At 33.6% G+C, this 17,801-nt stretch carries 17 protein-coding genes and 1 tRNA gene; 12 read left to right on the forward strand and 6 right to left on the reverse strand.

Annotation, left to right across the window (positions count from 1 at the left end):
• Positions 1-249: 249 nt before the first annotated feature.
• From Q7I96_08680 to thiC, 4 genes are all read right to left on the reverse strand, one after another.
• Positions 250-1,056, reverse strand: a complete 807-nt coding sequence (locus tag Q7I96_08680) for a DUF1724 domain-containing protein (protein MDO9627681.1) — start codon at positions 1,054-1,056, stop codon at positions 250-252.
• Between the two features lie 289 nt (positions 1,057-1,345).
• Entirely contained in the window at positions 1,346-1,861 is a 516-nt protein-coding gene (locus tag Q7I96_08685) for a ferredoxin-thioredoxin reductase catalytic domain-containing protein (GenBank protein ID MDO9627682.1), read from the reverse strand.
• The gene (locus tag Q7I96_08690) at positions 1,858-2,136 is read right to left on the reverse strand and encodes a glutaredoxin family protein (GenBank protein ID MDO9627683.1); all 279 of its coding nucleotides are present in this window, start codon (positions 2,134-2,136) and stop codon (positions 1,858-1,860) included. The genes Q7I96_08685 and Q7I96_08690 overlap by 4 nt, the downstream gene beginning before the upstream one ends.
• 216 nt (positions 2,137-2,352) lie before the next feature.
• Positions 2,353-3,627, reverse strand: coding sequence for a phosphomethylpyrimidine synthase (gene thiC, locus Q7I96_08695; protein MDO9627684.1), 1,275 nt, complete (start codon positions 3,625-3,627; stop codon positions 2,353-2,355).
• A 306-nt stretch (positions 3,628-3,933) separates the two neighbouring features.
• Between thiC and Q7I96_08700 the strand changes: the two genes are divergently transcribed.
• The gene (locus tag Q7I96_08700; GenBank protein ID MDO9627685.1) at positions 3,934-4,314 is read left to right on the forward strand and encodes a CBS domain-containing protein; all 381 of its coding nucleotides are present in this window, start codon (positions 3,934-3,936) and stop codon (positions 4,312-4,314) included.
• A gap of 142 nt (positions 4,315-4,456) precedes the next feature.
• Here Q7I96_08700 and Q7I96_08705 read toward each other — a convergent pair whose 3' ends face one another.
• Positions 4,457-5,287, reverse strand: coding sequence for a DUF2099 family protein (locus Q7I96_08705; GenBank protein MDO9627686.1), 831 nt, complete (start codon positions 5,285-5,287; stop codon positions 4,457-4,459).
• 231 nt (positions 5,288-5,518) lie between these two features.
• Between Q7I96_08705 and Q7I96_08710 the strand changes: the two genes are divergently transcribed.
• The 10 genes from Q7I96_08710 to Q7I96_08755 all read left to right on the forward strand — a co-directional run bounded on the left by Q7I96_08710 (position 5,519) and on the right by Q7I96_08755 (position 16,353).
• Positions 5,519-5,627 (forward strand) — tRNA-Met (locus Q7I96_08710).
• 308 nt (positions 5,628-5,935) lie between these two features.
• The gene (locus tag Q7I96_08715; GenBank protein MDO9627687.1) at positions 5,936-6,625 is read left to right on the forward strand and encodes an AIM24 family protein; all 690 of its coding nucleotides are present in this window, start codon (positions 5,936-5,938) and stop codon (positions 6,623-6,625) included.
• 217 nt (positions 6,626-6,842) lie between these two features.
• Entirely contained in the window at positions 6,843-7,595 is a 753-nt protein-coding gene (locus tag Q7I96_08720; GenBank protein MDO9627688.1) for a HesA/MoeB/ThiF family protein, read from the forward strand.
• Positions 7,596-7,941: 346 nt separating this feature from the next.
• Complete coding sequence (gene glnA / locus Q7I96_08725) at positions 7,942-9,273, forward strand: type I glutamate--ammonia ligase (GenBank protein MDO9627689.1); 1,332 nt, start codon at positions 7,942-7,944, stop codon at positions 9,271-9,273.
• A 100-nt stretch (positions 9,274-9,373) separates the two neighbouring features.
• Entirely contained in the window at positions 9,374-11,080 is a 1,707-nt protein-coding gene (locus Q7I96_08730) for a DUF128 domain-containing protein (GenBank protein MDO9627690.1), read from the forward strand.
• 138 nt (positions 11,081-11,218) lie between these two features.
• Positions 11,219-11,503, forward strand: coding sequence for a DUF2097 domain-containing protein (locus tag Q7I96_08735; GenBank protein MDO9627691.1), 285 nt, complete (start codon positions 11,219-11,221; stop codon positions 11,501-11,503).
• 250 nt (positions 11,504-11,753) lie between these two features.
• On the forward strand, positions 11,754-11,945 hold the full coding sequence (locus Q7I96_08740; GenBank protein ID MDO9627692.1) for a 4Fe-4S binding protein: 192 nt from the start codon (positions 11,754-11,756) through the stop codon (positions 11,943-11,945).
• A 4-nt stretch (positions 11,946-11,949) separates the two neighbouring features.
• Positions 11,950-12,957: a 4Fe-4S binding protein gene (locus tag Q7I96_08745; GenBank protein MDO9627693.1), complete on the forward strand. Its 1,008-nt coding sequence runs from the start codon at positions 11,950-11,952 to the stop codon at positions 12,955-12,957.
• Positions 12,958-13,136: 179 nt separating this feature from the next.
• Entirely contained in the window at positions 13,137-15,605 is a 2,469-nt protein-coding gene (locus Q7I96_08750; protein MDO9627694.1) for a hypothetical protein, read from the forward strand.
• A gap of 208 nt (positions 15,606-15,813) precedes the next feature.
• Positions 15,814-16,353, forward strand: coding sequence for a hypothetical protein (locus tag Q7I96_08755; GenBank protein ID MDO9627695.1), 540 nt, complete (start codon positions 15,814-15,816; stop codon positions 16,351-16,353).
• Between the two features lie 21 nt (positions 16,354-16,374).
• Here the strand turns inward: Q7I96_08755 and Q7I96_08760 are convergent, their stop codons facing one another.
• Entirely contained in the window at positions 16,375-16,584 is a 210-nt protein-coding gene (locus tag Q7I96_08760) for a TOBE domain-containing protein (GenBank protein MDO9627696.1), read from the reverse strand.
• Between the two features lie 234 nt (positions 16,585-16,818).
• Here Q7I96_08760 and Q7I96_08765 point away from each other — a divergent pair, with 234 nt between their 5' ends.
• Positions 16,819-17,700 (forward strand): substrate-binding domain-containing protein, encoded by an 882-nt coding sequence (locus Q7I96_08765; GenBank protein ID MDO9627697.1) that lies wholly within the window; start codon positions 16,819-16,821, stop codon positions 17,698-17,700.
• The last annotated feature ends 101 nt before the right edge of the window (positions 17,701-17,801 follow it).

Below are 17,801 nucleotides of genomic sequence, written 5' to 3' on the forward strand. Positions count from 1 at the left end.
TTATCATCCAAAAGTTAGCAGCATAATTTTATTATTATTATTATTATTATTATGAAATAAATTCAATGAAATATTAATTAGAAATATCTAGTTATTTATATTAAATAATGTTTATTTATAACCGCAAGTTATGCTTTTTTAAGTGGTTAATATAAAAATGATGATAATTTATAATAAATGATATTTTAATAAAATAAGATTATTATTAAAAAATCCATTAGGAATTACTTCAATTAATATTAATGCCCGCTATAATTTAAATTCATTTGCTTGCTCAAGGTAGTGATTAAATAATCTGTTTCCCCAATTTAATGATTCCTTACCTTCACTGATTAAAAATCGATTTGAATCATATACTCCATTTTCTAAAAAAAGGCCTAATGCTATAAAATCATCGGCCAGGGCAAACGAAAGTTTCAGAGAATCTTCAATTTTCCATATATTTATCTTAGAATTGTCTAAATTATTTAAATCATCCATATATTGATTTAAAAGAATATCACATACATTATCAGTCATGATTAAATTAACATTCTTTTTTAAAGAGTTTGAATCTTTTAATAAATCCATATACTCTGGAAAAAATACAGAGGATATTAGGCTAATTTCTTTAGAATTCAATATCCTGTCTGAAATTGCTTTGTGAGGGCCCATTAAATTTTGGAGCTTTGATTCAATTATTTGACCTTGTTCTAAATTATCTATACCCTCTAAAAGATGAGGAGGTATAACTTCAATTTCGTGATTTAAGAAAAGACTTTCCAATTTATTCATGGATGAAAATGACTTCATTAGATTAACTAACTTTATAGCGGCGAGCTTTCCCATCTGAGAGAGATAATAAAGTCCAGAATTCTTAAAAACAAAATTCTTGTCTTCTAATTGATAGATTCCATGGAGTATGGTGGAAGAGCTAAAATCTAGTTCGCTTCTCAAAATAGGTAAATCTTTAGGTTTTTCCCGTAAACTCAGTAATATCTTGGATCGAACATCCGAATTTACAAAAAATTTCATATCACCTTTTACATCGTCATATAAACCTAATGCTCTATTCATATCCACCCAATCAACCCCAAATAAGCTTTTAAATAATAAAAGCCTATTTTTAATGCTGTTATAATACAGGCACCCCTATAATCGTATAATTTGATTTAAGAACTATTTAAAATATTTTATTATAAAATATGAATTAAATAATACTTTTAGGTGTGTTTAATGGGAAATTATTTCAAGAATAATCTTAAAAAAAGATCTAAAAAACTTAAAACCTCCATATAATGCTCATTTATACTTAAAAAATAAAAAAAAGATTGAATAGAACATAAAAAATTATAGTTGAATTTAATTACAAAAACCTTTCAAAACGTTCTTTGCCCACTTTACAAATAGGACAAACTTCTGGAGGTTCATCACGTGCACATAAATACCCACAAACCCTACATCTCCAGACCGGAAATGGTAAAGCAGATGCAGAAATTCCAATATCTGAGAACTGGCCTGCGTTTTCTTTGCGCTCTTCCAAAGTAGGTCTTCTCTCAGGAATAGATCTTAATTCCTTTTCACCCCTTAAAATTTCGCCAGAAACATATAGACCACAATAACACGCCCCGTATTCATCCAAATCAGGATCACGATAATCGCATGGGCAAATTAAATCCAGATCTTCTTCATTCTTACCTGAAGCCAGGCGACATGGGCAAGCCCCATAACCATAACGCTGTTGATTTACTAATATGCTGGATAAAAGCTCCTTGGTGAATTCTTCATCGGGATTGAGATGATAACCTGATATTTCGGCCTCTTGTTTAAGTTTTTTATAATAATCTTCCACCAGAGAATCGTCGGGTTCACTGGAACTCATCCCAATGCCTCCTCAATAGACGCCTTATCAAAACCTACAATTGATTTGTCATTATTTACAACCAGGGTGGGGAACGATAAAGAAGTATTCCATTTTTTAAGATTTTCTATGACTTTATTTCTCTCATCACCCTCAGTTAAGTCCACGTAAACATAATCATAATCTACCCCTAGCTCTTCTAATAGAAGTCTTGTTTTTTTGCACCATCCACAGGTGCTTAAGGCAAATAGGAGGATTTCTCCTTTTTTCTCACCATCAACATGTTCTAACTTCATTAAATACCTCCTGAGTAAATAAATAATTCTAAATACAATTCATTTAATAATTATGCTCATCTTTTTATATTATTTTATGGATTTATAAAAAAAAATTTAATAATTATTGTAATTACTGAAAAAGAATTATAAAAAATCAGAATATCTAAGAAAATAGAATAAAAATAATAAAAAGCAGCAATATAAATAAAAAAGAGTAAAAATATAATTTAAAATCTAAAAGTCATCCCTAGCCAGTCTAAGAGCACAATATTCCCCACACATGGCACACATATCATCTTCTTCAACTGGACATTCTTTTCTAAACTTTTTAGGTTTCTCAGGGTCAAATGCCAGCTCAAACTGTTTTTCCCAGTCAAAGTTTCGCCGGGCATGAGACATTTTTTTCTCATTTTCCCAAGCAGATTTAAGACCTAAAGAAACATCAGCGGCTTGTGCTGCGATTTTAGAAGCAATTACTCCTTCTTTAACATCTTCAATACTCGGAATGGTCAGATGCTCGGCAGGAGTCACATAGCATAAAAAGTCAGCCCCTGATGAAGCAGCAATGGCCCCACCAATAGCAGAAGTAATATGATCATAACCTGGGGCCATATCCGTGACAATAGGGCCTAAAACATAGAAAGGAGCTCCTTTGCATATTGTTTTTTGAATTTTCATATTGGCCGCAATTTGGTCCAGTGGAACATGTCCTGGGCCTTCCACCATACACTGTACATCAGCATCTCTTGCTTTTTGAACTAAATCTCCCAGAGTAATTAGTTCCTGTATTTGAGGAATATCTGTAGCATCAGAAAGACATCCTGGACGTAATCCATCGCCCAAACTCAAAGTAACATCGTGCTCATATGCGATTTCCAATAAATATTCATAATTTTCATATAAAGGATTTTCCTGCCCATTATGTTTAATCCAGGAAGCTAAAAAGGCCCCACCCCTACTAACAACACCCATTACTCTCTCAGCACGGATCAATTTATCAACCGTGTCTTTAGTAATTCCACAGTGTAAGGTCATGAAGTCCACACCATCTTTGGCCTGGTTTTCCACCGCACGGAACATATCCTCTTCCGTCATGTCAATTACGGTTTCCCCACGGGATCTTGCTGCTACGCCTGCCTCATAAATAGGCACCGTTCCAATAGGAACATCAATAGATTTTAATATGGCATTCCTGATCTCTTTAATTCCTGGGCCAGTGCTTAAATCCATTACCGCGTGAGCTCCGTACTGTACGGCCACCAGTGCTTTTTCCAATTCCAGATCAATATCTTCCATTTCTGAAGAAGAACCTACATTAGCATTAATTTTAGTGCTTAAACCTTCACCCACAGCACATGGAGTCGATTCACGGTTTACATTACGAGGTATTACGATACGGCCATCTGATAAACCTCGGATAAGCTTTTGAATATCTATATCTTCGATTCTAGCCACTTCTTGCATTTCTGGAGTTATATGGCCTTTTTTTGCTTGTTCCATCTGTGTCAATTTTTATCCCTCAATTTTGAGTATGAATCATTAATTTTTAAATAGAAAATTTGTTGTTTAAAATTTAATTTAAATTCAATTTGCCTATTGATAGCAAAAATCAAAATATTTACGCATCTATTAATTAACTTAAGTTATAGTTGTAAATATAAATTCTTAAATTTAATCCCCAATTCTTAAAAGATCAATTACATACAAATCCCACAGCAAGAAAATTTACTTGATTTTTATATTCTTATAACCAATGCCGAAATAAGAAAATTTACACCTCAATTTTAATATATCATCATAAACACAAATAAATCTATGATAAGAAATTTGCATGCCCATGACGTCATGATAACTGAAGTTGTGGTTTCAGCCCCAGAAGACCTGGTTGCTGCTGCTAATCTTAAAATGGTGCGTGCCAACATAGGTGGCGTCCCAATAGTTAAGGACGAAAAGTTAATTGGTCTCATAACCCATAGAGATATCCTTTTAGCCGGAGGAGAAGCATTAAAACTTAAAGTAGAAGATTTAATGAGTAAAGATCTAGTTGTGGTTAATAAAGACACTCACCTTAAAGACATCAGTAAAATTATGGCCGATACAGGGTATCAACGCATTCCAGTAGTTAAAGGCGATAAGTTAATTGGTTTAATAACACAAAGCTGCATTATAAGAGCTGTAGCAGATTATCTTGATTGATTTCTGGTTAAACTGTGATTTAAAACCTATGACTCAATCAGAGTTTATTTAAAAGATAATTTAATATTTAATTATAAATTTTTATATTAAATTTAATTTTATATGAATTTTAATATTATCACCAATAAATGCCCAAATTAAATTATATCAATGGTTCCGGGCTTCGGGCATTCTTTTTGGCCTTCAATCCACCAATTTTTTCTACTCTTCTTAAAAGGAATTTTTTTCCATTTTCAGTGGCAGCAAAAATAGGAATAGATTCACCCACCTTTAAGAGTGACTTTTTTTCTCCAATTTCTCTAATAGGTTTAGAAGCACAAGCAGTAATTACATCGGAGTAATCAAAAAGTTTATGGGCCTCTTTTTCAGATATTCCAGTCACATGGACCGCGAAAATGTAAATATTTACCCCATTTACAGATTTTTCCAATTCTCTAAGCTTTTCAGCATCCTCAGAAGAAGCAATAGTAACTGCAATGTTTTTAAAACCTTTATCAATTGCTTTTTTTGTGCCTTCGATTTGATTAATAGATGCTTTTGCGGGATCCAACACTTTACTTTCACCCAGAGTTTCTATAACCTTAGGAATTGGACTGGTAGTCATAAATCCAGATATACGGCCCCCTATGCCCTGAACTTCTTCCGGATCAGTTATCAATACCGTTCCTGCACCATCACATACTATTACAGCACAATCAACTATTTTCTCCTCCAAAAGAGTAGATATGGTCTCTGAAATACCAAAAGATAAAAAATCTTTCATTTTAAGGTTTCGCTCAGGGCTGCACATTCCAAAATCATTGATTCTAAACTCAATATTCTCTTTTATGGATTCTGAGTCGAGTTTCTCTATTCCCCTATACTTGTGAAATAAAGGGCAGTAATCAATTTGAGGATCTCCCACATCCACAACTTTTCCATCTTTAACAATGATTTTGGTCTTCCCCATAGCTTCAATAATGTGTTCGTCCATTTTAACCACTCATTTAATATATTACTATTAATAAAAAATTTTAAAGGAGATCTGATAAAAATTATAGTCCCCTAAAAATAACAACTAAAATAAATCAAACTAATATCTATGATTAATGTTTATGTTTTAAAAAGATAAGTTTGATTGTTAGAATAAAATTGTTGTAAATATAATCAATACCATAAACGAAAACTTTAAATTATAGAAAAACTGATGTTTTATAAGTCACACGCCGGGGTGGCTCAGCTGGTTAGAGCGCACGGCTCATAGGGTATTAAGCAGTGCTCTGACTTTTTCCTGGGATACCGTGAGGCCGCGGGTTCGAATCCCGCTCCCGGCACTCTCATTTATTTATCCCAACGAGAAAGAAAGGTTCTAAGATCAATCGATTCTAAAGAACCTTTAAAAACCAGCTAAAATTTTATTATTTTTATTTTATTTTCATTCGTTTTATTAATAAATTTAAATAATTCTAAAGTATCTATTAAATTTTTTAGAGAGTATGTTTTTTGATAATACTTGTTTGAGTCAATGGACATTGTTTTTTAGGTTCAGTGAATCTGGTTTTTTCTAATTCATAATTAGGAATATATTTAATGTATTAAATCATTATTTAACATTAAATAAATTAAATGCCGGAGAGAAACCATGACTAAGTATTCCATAAATGAATTTGTTTATAATACCGCAGAAAAAGAAGATGCTGGAAAAGAATTGTTTGAACTTGAAAACGATTATACCCTCTATGTAAATTTAAATGGTAAAGTCTGGGTCAAATTAGGATCCATGATTGCCTATGCTGGAGATATAAGGTTCAAAAAAGAAAGTAGCCTAGAAGGAGGAGTTAGTAAATTCCTTAAAAAAGCCGTCACCGGAGAAGGAGCCCACATGATGGAAGCCAACGGATATGGTAACCTTTATCTAGCTGATGACGGTAAAAGAATAGCCATTTTAAAATTAAATAATGAAAAAATATACGTCAATGGAAACGACGTTATGGCCTTTGAAGAAAGCATTGACTGGGACATCAGCATGATGAAAGGCTCCGGTAGTTCTTTAGCTGGTAATTTATTTAACATGAAATTACAGGGCACTGGAATGGTGGCCATTACTACCCATTACACCCCATTAACCTTAATTGTGACACCAGATAGGCCAGTTTACACTGACCCTAATGCCACTGTGGCCTGGTCCGGAACATTAAAACCAGAGATAAAAACAGATATAAGTTTCAAATCATTAACTGGACGTGGAAGTGGAGAAGAATTCCAGATGAAATTCGAAGGCGAAGGTTTTGTAGTTGTTCAACCTTTTGAAGAAATTACTCCCATAAAATAAATAAACCTGAAATAGTCCTTAAAATCAGTTTATTTAATTTTTAACTGGTTTTAATCTTTTTTTATTTAATCCCCCTAAACGAATTTTAAAATTTAATAAATAGTAACAGTTTTATTTATTCCATAATTTTAATTAATAATATCAATAAATAAAAATTATTAAATTAATTTTAAGTAAAATAAATCAAATATAATTATAATCCTCAAAGAGTGTTTCTATGCCAAAAAGATACGAAGGAATGGCCTACTGGGAAATAGTAAGTCGGCAAATGAGTATTGTGAGTAAAAATCAGCAAGAGAGGTTTAAAGATTCTAAAATAACTGTAATCGGTTGTGGAGGAATTGGGGGAGCCGCCATTGAAATACTGGCCCGTATGGGTGTAGGCCATATAAAAATTGTGGACAAAGACTCATTTGATGTATCTAATATCAACCGCCAGCTTATGAGCAGCTTTTACAGTGTAGGAAAATCTAAAACCCATGTTACTCAAGAAACCATTCAGTCCATAAATCCATTTATTGAAGTTGAAGTCTTTGAAGGCGAATTAAATGAATCTAATGTGGAAAAAATCATTGAAGATAGTGACTTAGTAATTGATGCCCTGGACAATCTAGTTTCCCGGATTATTCTAAACCGTCAAGCTAGAGAACTTGAGATTCCATTCATTCACGGGGCTATTCACGGCACCATGGGACAATTATGTGTTTTTAATAACGAAACACCATCTTACGAAGAATTATTTAAATTACCATCACAAAATAAAGAATTGAGTCCAGAAGTCATTGCAGAAGTCCTTAAATTAAGTCAAGACATTCCTCCTGTTTTAGGGCCAGTACCCAACATAGTTGGTTGCTTGCAGGCCTCTGAGGCATTTAAGATCATTACAGGAAAAGGAAAAGTCATTCTGGCCCCGAAGGTTTTGAATTTTGATTTAATGCGTGGAGAACCATTTTCGATGATTGAATTATAATAATCTAAAATAACATGTTATTTTTTTTAAAGACTAATTAATTAAAAACAAATATTAGCTAAACTTTATTTTTAAAAAAAGAAAAAAAATAATTAATTTTTACTTTCTAATTAATTGTTTAATTAATGTCAATAATGAGGAATTTAGAAAATCTAAAACCAATAAAAATCCAATTAATATTAGCATTAATTCAATAAAATGTACTGATTAAGCTGTCCATAAATCTTATTATTCAATGGTCAAAAAATCATAGTCAAAACATTTATATATAATTAAAAGGAAATCTCTTTCCGGTGTAAATATACCTTATTATATAATTATTTTAAATTCACGGAGGTATTAATCCATGTCAGATAAAGTAGGACAAATAATTAGTAAAATGGACGAATGCGGCGTTAAGTTCGTGCGACTCCAGTTTGTAGACATACACGGAATTCCTAAAAATATGGCCGTTCCCATCAACAGGCCAGACCAGATCGAAGATATTATAAATGACGGTCTTCTGTTTGACGGTTCATCCGTTTCAGGATTCGTAAATATAAATGAAAGTGACCTTATTCTAAAACCAGACCCAGAAACATTCTCCACTCTCCCATGGAGACCAGAAGAGAAGGGTGTTTGCAGATTTATCTGTGACGTATACTGGCCAGACGCCAAAACACCTTTTGAAGGAGACCCTCGATACGTATTGAGAAAAGCTCTAGAAAAAGTAGAAAAATCCGGATACGAATATAACGTAGGCCCAGAACCAGAATTTTTCATCTTGGATCAGGACGAAGAAGGAAACATAATTCCTCATGATGATGGTGCTTATTTCGATGTAGAACCTGTTGATAAAGGAACCGACATACGAAGACGATTGGTAATGGATTTGGAAGCATTGGAATTTGATATAGAAGTTTCTCACCACGAAGTAGCTCCTGGTCAACACGAAATTGATTTCAAATTCGACAAAGCTTTAAAAACTGCTGATGCAGTAATCACCTTTAAACAGGCCATTAAAGCTATAGCAGATAATATGGGCCACTATGTGACCTTCATGCCAAAACCATTCTTCGGAGAAAATGGAAGCGGCATGCACATCAACCAGTCCTTATTCAAAAACGGTGAAAACGCATTTTACGACCCAAATACAGAAAATCAGCTTTCTGAAGAAGCTATAAACTTCACTGGTGGTCTATTAAAGCACTCCAAAGCTCTAGCAGCCATATGTGCTCCAACCATAAACTCTTACAAAAGGTTAGTTCCAGGATACGAAGCTCCAGTATATATTGCTTACGGTCTCAAAAACAGATCCACCCTAGTCAGAATCCCTGCATCCCGTGGAAAACGTACTCGTGTCGAGTTAAGAATGCCCGATCCATCTTGTAACCCTTACTTAGCATTTGCAGCTGTTTTAGAAGCGGGTATGGACGGTATTAAAAACAAGGTTGACCCAGGAGAAGCAACAGAAGTGGATGTATTTGGAAAAACCAGCGCTGAGTTAACCGATATGGGAATAGATGTTTTACCATCCAGCCTATGGGAAGCTTACCACGCTCTGGAAGCCGACGAAGTAATTAAATCTTCACTTGGCGACCATGTTTTCGAACAGTTCATGTCCATTAAACGCAAAGAATGGGATGACTATAGAATACAAGTATTCCCCTACGAATTAGAGAAATATTTAACTATATAATCTCTAATTTAATTTTTTATTTTAATATTTTTTTATTTACGGTTAATTTTAAATAAGACTTATATAAGACCCCCTCTAACATTATTAGGGTGGTAATTACATGCCCAATGAAACTGATCAAAAGATGATGGAAATTCTAAGGATTCTCGCTGACCGCGAGGAAGTTCTTGGAGCAAAGACCATCGCTGAAGAATTAAAAAGAAAAGGTTATAACCTAGGAGAGCGTGCTGTACGCTATCACATGCGCATCCTAGATGAAAAAGGATTTACCGAACGTATAGGATACGCCGGAAGAGAAATAACCAATAACGGCCTTAATGAATTGAAAAAAGGTCTAATTTACGATCAAGTAGATTTTATTTTCTCAAAATTTGAAAGTATGATTTATCAAACTACCCTTGATGCAGTTAAAGCTCAGGGCAAAGTAGTGGTAAATACTTCCAGTTTTAATGATAAGAAAGCCCTGAATATCATAAAAGAGGTTTTCGAAGGAGGCATAGGTGTAAGTCCTCTGGTTCAAATCGATGAAACGATTAATGAACAAAGTTCCCAAAAAGAGGTTCTACTGAAAACAGTTTGTGGAACCACTATTGATGGTATGCTCCTTAATGAAGGAATACCAGTGATTCCCCAGTATGGAGGGATTGTAAATGTGGAAGATTACATACCTACTCATTTTACTGAGTTAATTGCTTATCAAAAAACCTCCATGACCCCCCTAGAAGCTTTTACTGCTAAAGAGATGACTTCTGTTTTAAATGTGGTTAGAGAAGGTCATGGAATGATACCTGCCAATTTTAGAATTATACCAAGCTCTTCTAAAGAAATAGCAGAGCAGATGTTCCAGAATTTAGAAAAAATTGGAATTTCAGGTATGCTCAAAATAGGAGAAGATGGGGAATCTGTTCTAGGAGTTCCTGTAGAAGATAATATGGTAGGAATTGCCGTGACTGGAGGAATTGCTCCATTATGTGCAGCTAAAGAAGCTGGATTTGATGTTAATATAAAATTAGCTGAAAATTTAATGGATTACAGTGAACTTAATAAAATTGGATCATTTAAAAGTGCCTTGAAATCTTCAAATAATGAAAACGGCCAAAAAGTTAAATTTTTGCTTTCTAAGGCCTGGAATTTAATACAACAAGTTGATTTTGATCCTCAGACTCAAAAAGGACATATGATTGCCAATATATCCTATGTACCCAAAGAACATCTAGAAGAATCTCTGGAAATTATGGGCGAAATCTTCAAAGATCATCCGGAGTATTGTACCAGTCCTTTTTATAAAATAGTGGACCATCCAGAGGATAAAAATAAAAAAGGGATTGCTACCGTGTGCAGCTTGACCTTGGACGGGATTTTAATCAAAAACGGAATAATGTCCACTCCAAAATACGGTGGAATTCTAGAAATGGAGGAAAAAGGGCCCCGATTCGTAGAACTAACAGCATATAGTGGTTCTTCTCTGGATCCCCACGAGATATATATCTCCAAAGATATGACCTCTGTTAATGAAGCTCTTACTGGATACGGTCGATTATTGGCTGGTTTAAAAGAAATTCCTTACTTGACCCGGCCCCATGCGCTAGAAATATTGTCACATATACAAGATGCTGGATTATCCGTGCTTAAAATTGGAGAACCCAGTGAATTAGTTTATAATGCTAAAGTAGAGCGTTATAGAGTAGGAATAGTTGCTCCAGGTGGTTTAAATCCTTTAGCAGCGGTTAAAGAGCAGGGCATTTCTGTAGAACCTAAAGCTGTGGAAACCTTGGTTGAACTTAAGGAATTAGAAAAGATTATTTAAAAAATCTCTAAAATTATATTCACAGATTTATTTTTAATTAATATTTTTTATTTAAAAAACAAGCATTTTTAATTAAATTTCATATAATAGGTTTTAAATATTGGAAAATGAAACATAGATTAATTACATAATCGGGTGATGATATTGAAAAAAACTGAAAATCTTAGTGCTAGTTGTGACGAAATTTGCCAGTACATAAATAACGAAGTAAAAAATGGAGATACCGTTCGTTTATCTATTGGAAGAGTTTACATTCCAGGGAAAGTAATAACCAATAATGACGGTGTCATTCAAATTAAGATTGATAGTGAAATGATAAAAGGATTAACTACCATTGATGTGGAAAAACTCAAAGAACAGCTCATAGAAGTTGAACACGAATGTGAAGATGGCATATGTGTTTTAGAAGCTACAGATGATTGATAAAATTTATTATTAATTTTTAAGGTAAAATAGAAAAATTATATAAAAATTAATTACAGGTGAGAATATGGATGCAATTATAACCATTTTAATTTTACTTATGGTGAGTTTTGCCTTGGTAACTATTATGAGCCAACTATTAAACAAAAATACCCCTAATTACTAAACATTTTATTTTTTTATAGAAATCGATATGTTTATATATTCACTTCGTGAATTATTATATATCAATTATGTGGAGGCCCATCTAATGCCAGTGATTATTGACCAAGAAAAATGCGAAGGAATATCAGAATGCCCTGGAGAAGGATTATGTATCAAACTCTGTGAAAAAGGAGCATTAGAAGAAAAAGACAACCAAATTGTATTTATTTCAGAAAAGTGTGACGATTGTGATATTTGCATACAAAACTGTCCCAGCCAGGCCATAGTGAAGGAATGATAAAATGGTAGTTGTAAAAAGAGAAGGAAAGCAAAATCGTTCTCTAGAACATAAAAACCAAAAATGTCTAGGCTGTGGCATTTGTACCGATATTTGTCCCACTAGTGCCCTGCGGCTGGGTCCTATTCTTCCCATAGCAAGAGGACTTTTAAAAATTGATTTTATAAGTATTAACCAAGAAAAATGCTGCCTATGTGGATTATGTGCTTCTTCTTGCCCATTTGATGCTTTAGAATTTTGTATAAATGATGAAAATACACGGCATATGAAACAATATCCACAATGGAACCATAATGCATCCATAGATGAGAAAGAATGTATCTACTGCGGTAAATGTGCCATAGCTTGTCCCAGAGACGCTATACACCTACAAAGAAAATTACCAGCTCGATCGGATTTAGTATTTGGAGAAACAGAGGTAGATCTGGATAAGTGTGTTTACTGTGGTATGTGCGAAGAAATGTGTCCTGCAGATGCCATTACCATTGAAAAAAATGAAATCAGTTCCGATAAACCCTACGTTGGCAGCAGCACTAAAATAGACGAATCAAAGTGTATTTACTGCGGAATATGTAAACGTATTTGTCCTGAAGACGCCATTAAAATTGTTTGTACAACTTGTATGAATAGAGACAATATTAAGCCCGTCGCAGTAGATGGAGATATAATTCTTGATGAAGACCAGTGCATAAATTGTGGCTGGTGCCAGGAAATTTGTCCAGTTGATGCAGCCCATGTTACCAAGCCATTTGAAGGAAATATAACCTTTGAAGAGAATTTTGAGTGCAAAGGAGATTCATGCCACGCTTGTGAGGATGTTTGCCCATGCAATGCTATTAGTATGGTGGATAACCATTCATTTATTAACCCTCAGTTTTGTGTTCTATGTGGGGCTTGTGAACGAGCTTGTCCTCAAAAAGGAATAGTTATAGAACGTATTGACATGCGACTAGCAAATGTACGTTCCACTTCGTGGGATAAACGATTGAATAGCCTAAAACAATCCAAATGAAGTTCATTTTTGATAATTTAAAAAATAGAAAACTCCTCATTTTTCTATTTTATTTTTTTTATTTTTTATACTGAAATTGTAATTTTCTAAATTTTCTCACTCATTTTATCTAGAAAATCGATATGTATATATTTACATATCGATAATATATTCATTATCACATTAAAGGAGGTGAAAATGTGAATAATAAAAAAAATAAATTCTTGTTAATTGTATCAGTATTCCTATTTGCCTTATTCATTTGTGGATCTGCTTCAGCAACAGAAAATTATAATATTGGAGAATTAGTGACAAAAAACGCTATTTCAGATCCAGGATTAAATTTTTCTAATTCTGATGATGTTTTATGCATATCCAACGGTGGATCAGCACATTACAAAAATATGAGTACCGAAGACAGTTTGCAGGGCGTGGTTGATGCAACCAGCAATAAACCAGATAAACAGAAGATCAGCGTTGGGAAAGGAAATTTGATTGGAATTTCTGACCCATCAGGAACTCTATCATTTACATTTGTAACAAAAAAAGGAAACAAATTAATGGCCAAAAAATACCTGGCTACCACAACCGGTTCTGAATTAAGTATAACATCAAGTAGAACTGTTGATATTTCCAGTTATATCAGCGCATCAGACTGGAATAAAGCAAAAACTGAATTAGGAATTAATTCTTTTGAAATAGCCAGTATAGTTAATGCTTGGGCCTCTGGAGCACCTGTTGATCTTTTAAGAATAGCAGGTTCCAGTGGAGGAGTATCGCAAGGACTTTTAAGTGGATATGTAATGTCCAAAAGTATAAATCAGAATTATCCTTTATTAAGTGACAGTGAGTCTTACCACATCATAACCACTCCTGGGGGAGGCGATGACAATGTTCCTCAATATTTACTGGAATTAACACCTTTAAAATGGGTTAGAGACAGCGATAAAGTAAGTTATTTCAATTATATGGCTATGGATAATGGAGATCCTAACCAGGCCGCATATATGTGGTGGAATCGAGTTTCTCAAACTGGAGTTCTCATTTTAATGAGTTCTCAAAATTTGAAGAGTCAGTTCAGCACTGAAACTGGCCTATCTGTAGTAAGTGGTACTATAAGTGAAATAAAGTTTAATAACTGGTTATTGAACAAGTTAAATAATAATCCTGCCGTTTTGATTAATATAGACAGCCTAAAAACTATAAATAAAGAAAATTTCGACTATTTATGGTCTAAAGGTATAGACAAGAATTATATTAATGGTTTAACTGACGAAAGAAAGGACTACTTGATCAGTAATGTCCTAACAACCAATGATTATAATAATATGTATAATATTGGAGAGCAGGCCGCATTACTGGCAAAAAATGTACTTGGATTCCAAAAAGGAGATTCTGATTTAGCCGTGCTTAGTTCAGCAGGTTATGTGCTTTTAAATGGATTTTCAACTCAGGGCGCACTTGACGGAGCAATTAGTGTTACTGGCACCACACTATCTAATTTGATGAATCTTAAAAGAGCCATGTGGCAGCCATTATGGTTCACTTTTGTCAAAAAAGATGGTGCGCAGTTGAATGCTGTAATTGTGAATTATGTGAATGGTGCTCTCATAGCAAGTCAAGTATACAATATATCAGCAGAGGCCCTGAAAAATAATGCCTATGCAAAATCAGTTTCGGCTGCATTTTCAGGTGGTGCTGCAGATAAGCCTTACTTCCAGCAAGATTATTACATAGTGAGTCTAGCAAACCAGTGGGCCGTCGGAGTACCCTATGATTATCAAATTTCAGGTATAGGTGGTGGATGTCCGGGTTCGGGGCTATCACAGGGATATTTAATAGCCAATTATGTTTTAAATAAATATCCTTTAGCACCTGGGCAGCAATATATAACTATCAGCATACCGGCTCATTGTAAAGAACAGGTTATAATAGATTCTTTAGGTGTTTCTACAGCTTTAGGTACTTATTATAGCTTGGGTTTATCAGGATATACATCAGATGCTAATTTAGCAGGAATATTTATTCTGTGGAGCGAAAGTACCCATACTGGTAAAGCAATAGTGCTGGATATGAACCGTGACCTTATAAATGCCATGCAAAACCAGGATGTGGGTAGTAACAACTATTACTATAAAACCATGTACTGGGCATTATGGTATTTAGAAAAGGCATTTCCAGGACAAGATCGTTATGAAGAGGTTTTGGGTGCCTTTAAGGTTACTAGGGAAATACCAATTACTCAAAAAGAGTTAAGTACCATGTTAGCTGCCGGAGGAGACCCGGTTCAGTTCGTATTAAATTACGTTGTTCCAGTTACTCCACCTACAGATAATAATACAAATCCCACCGACCCGACAACTAATCCTACAACAGATCCTTCAGGACCAGCAAACCCAATTAGTCCTGTAGATCAAGGTACAATATCTGAAGAAATTATAAGTGCTTTGAATACAGTTTTAGCAACTGATCAGTTTAGTGAAACTACTAAAGAAGTTGCTTCAGGATTACCCTTAGAGAAATCTACAGCCTCAGCAACTTCTGTAAGTGGTATGCCCATGGTAACAATGGTGACTCTACTTTTATTAAGTGTTTTTGCTCTGGGACTATACTTTAGTAGAGAAAACATCATTTCCATTCTGAAAAAATCTGAAAAGTTAGGGAAGTAGGTTTAAACCTCTCCCATTATTATTTTTTTTGATTTATAATAAATTCTATTTAAGATTAAAGATAATTATGAAAAATAATAATTTATTTTCACCTTCCCGATTATCATATCAACATTTATTCAGTAGACGTAATAATGTCTTTCTAATTAAATCCTCGGATAATAAAACTACCCCATTTATAATGAAGTTTTATTCAGAGCCCAATTCCATGTTAAAAAGTAACATAGAGTATAAAAATCTTATTAAATTAAATAGAGAAGGTCTTAATGTTCCTCATGTTAAAAAAAACAAAGATCATTACAATATAATAGAATACATACCCGGGGTTTTGGTGAGTGATTTAGCTTACAGACTAAATAAAGGAGAGTGGATTAAAAAATTAGCCTGCTGGATGTTCAAATTGCATTCCATAAAATTGAATTCCAAGCAGAAGAAGAATAAAAAATCCTATTTAAAAGGAGACTGTAATTTGAGGAATTTTATTTACTATGAAAACCAGATCTATGGCCTTGATTTTGAAGAAAAATTATTTGGAGATCCTCGACAAGATTTAAGCGAAATCTGTGTTTTCATTCTAGATAACAAAGTGGATAATCCTGATAAAATATTTATAGCACTAAAGTTTTTAAAAGAATATGAAAAATTATCCGGCCAGAAAATAAATGATTTAGGTCATTTTTTAAGAAAAAGTATCATTAATAGTCAAAAAAGAAAAAATAAATATAGAAAAAGTTTAAAAAAAGTTTAAAAACATGGTTTTTGTTTTAAATTACTTTTTGGCAATCATTACTTCACTGGATTTAATAATAGCCATTACTTCATCACCAACTTTTAAGCCCAGATCTTCTACGGCTTCTTTGGTAATGGTGGCTGTAATTTCGCCTGGAGTTTCAATTTTCATCTTTATTGTGGCGGTTACAACCCCTTCCTTGACTTCTTCCACTTTTCCTTTTAATGAATTTCTAGCACTTATTTTCATTATTCACACCTCTTAGAATTAATATTTGTTTTTTAATAGATATATGAATTAACCTAATATGCACATATCTAAAATAAATATTGTTAAATTTTTGGAATTTGTAACTTTTTAATAATCCTTTAAAAATATTTAATAAAAAGAAAAAGAAAATCGATAGGATTATATATTCAATTCGGTAAATTATTTTTGTTAAGAAATTTTTTAATATTCTAATTAATATTTTGGAGGTTAAAAATGAATAATAAGATTCTAGCAGCAATATTAATAATGATTATTGCATTGATAGGTGTTGGGGCTTATGCCATGAATGGGGGTTTCCAGGAAAAGCAAATCCTTCGAATATCAACCACAACCAGTTTAGAAGATACTGGACTGGTTGATAACTTAGAAACCGCTTTTGAGAAGGAACATCCCAACATCGATGTGCAATTTGTCTCAGCAGGAACTGGAATCGCACTTAAATACGGGGAAAAAGGTGACGCCGATATGGTTATAGTTCACGATAAGAAGAAAGAACAGCAATTCATAGACGATGGATACGGAACCAAGAGATATCCATTTGCCTACAACTACTTCTATATTGTGGGACCAACCAACGATCCTGCGAAAATAAAAGGCATGAAAAATGCCACAGAAGCATTTAAAAAGATTATGGAAGCTGGAGAAGCAAATTCTTCCGTAAAATTTGTATCCAGAGGAGATAATTCCGGGACCAACTCTCGTGAATTGAAAATCTGGAATAATACTAAAGCCAATTACAACTCCAGTATAAATGGATCTTCTTGGTACATTGAAACTGGAAAAGGAATGGGTGATACCTTAGTCATTGCCAATGAAAAATCGGCTTACACTCTATCTGATTCTGGTACTTACCTGGCATTTAAAGGAAATATAACTTTAGTTCCTTACCTGACCAGTGGTAAAGATCTTTTAAATGTTTATTCTGCCATACCAGTGAACCCAGAAAAGATAAAAGGCGTAAATTATAATGCTTCCATGGAATTTGTTGATTTCCTCTTATCAACCGAGGGCCAGCAGTTAATTGGAAACTATGGTAAAGAAAAATACGGACAAGCACTTTTTATTCCCTTGTATGGAAAAGGTGAACCTACTTAGGTAGTTTGATTTTTCTAATTCTCTTATTTTTTTTGAAATTTTTTGGGATAAATATATAAATTAATGGGTTAAACACCCATATATTCATTTTTTGGTGGTTT

It is taken from the genome of Methanobacteriaceae archaeon (assembly GCA_030656015.1).
Lineage (GTDB): Archaea > Methanobacteriota > Methanobacteria > Methanobacteriales > Methanobacteriaceae > UBA349.

Coding starts and splice junctions, on each gene's coding strand:
- Q7I96_08730 (MDO9627690.1), top strand. CDS start 9,374: ATGCCCAATGAAACTGATCAAAAGATGATGGAAATTCTAAGGATTCTC.
- Q7I96_08755 (MDO9627695.1), top strand. CDS start 15,814: ATGTTAAAAAGTAACATAGAGTATAAAAATCTTATTAAATTAAATAGA.
- Q7I96_08720 (MDO9627688.1), top strand. CDS start 6,843: ATGCCAAAAAGATACGAAGGAATGGCCTACTGGGAAATAGTAAGTCGG.
- Q7I96_08765 (MDO9627697.1), top strand. CDS start 16,819: ATGAATAATAAGATTCTAGCAGCAATATTAATAATGATTATTGCATTG.
- Q7I96_08740 (MDO9627692.1), top strand. CDS start 11,754: ATGCCAGTGATTATTGACCAAGAAAAATGCGAAGGAATATCAGAATGC.
- Q7I96_08690 (MDO9627683.1), bottom strand. CDS start 2,136: ATGAAGTTAGAACATGTTGATGGTGAGAAAAAAGGAGAAATCCTCCTA.
- Q7I96_08700 (MDO9627685.1), top strand. CDS start 3,934: ATGATAAGAAATTTGCATGCCCATGACGTCATGATAACTGAAGTTGTG.
- Q7I96_08680 (MDO9627681.1), bottom strand. CDS start 1,056: ATGAATAGAGCATTAGGTTTATATGACGATGTAAAAGGTGATATGAAA.
- Q7I96_08715 (MDO9627687.1), top strand. CDS start 5,936: ATGACTAAGTATTCCATAAATGAATTTGTTTATAATACCGCAGAAAAA.
- Q7I96_08705 (MDO9627686.1), bottom strand. CDS start 5,287: ATGGACGAACACATTATTGAAGCTATGGGGAAGACCAAAATCATTGTT.
- Q7I96_08760 (MDO9627696.1), bottom strand. CDS start 16,584: ATGAAAATAAGTGCTAGAAATTCATTAAAAGGAAAAGTGGAAGAAGTC.
- glnA (MDO9627689.1), top strand. CDS start 7,942: ATGTCAGATAAAGTAGGACAAATAATTAGTAAAATGGACGAATGCGGC.
- Q7I96_08735 (MDO9627691.1), top strand. CDS start 11,219: ATGATATTGAAAAAAACTGAAAATCTTAGTGCTAGTTGTGACGAAATT.
- Q7I96_08745 (MDO9627693.1), top strand. CDS start 11,950: ATGGTAGTTGTAAAAAGAGAAGGAAAGCAAAATCGTTCTCTAGAACAT.
- Q7I96_08685 (MDO9627682.1), bottom strand. CDS start 1,861: ATGAGTTCCAGTGAACCCGACGATTCTCTGGTGGAAGATTATTATAAA.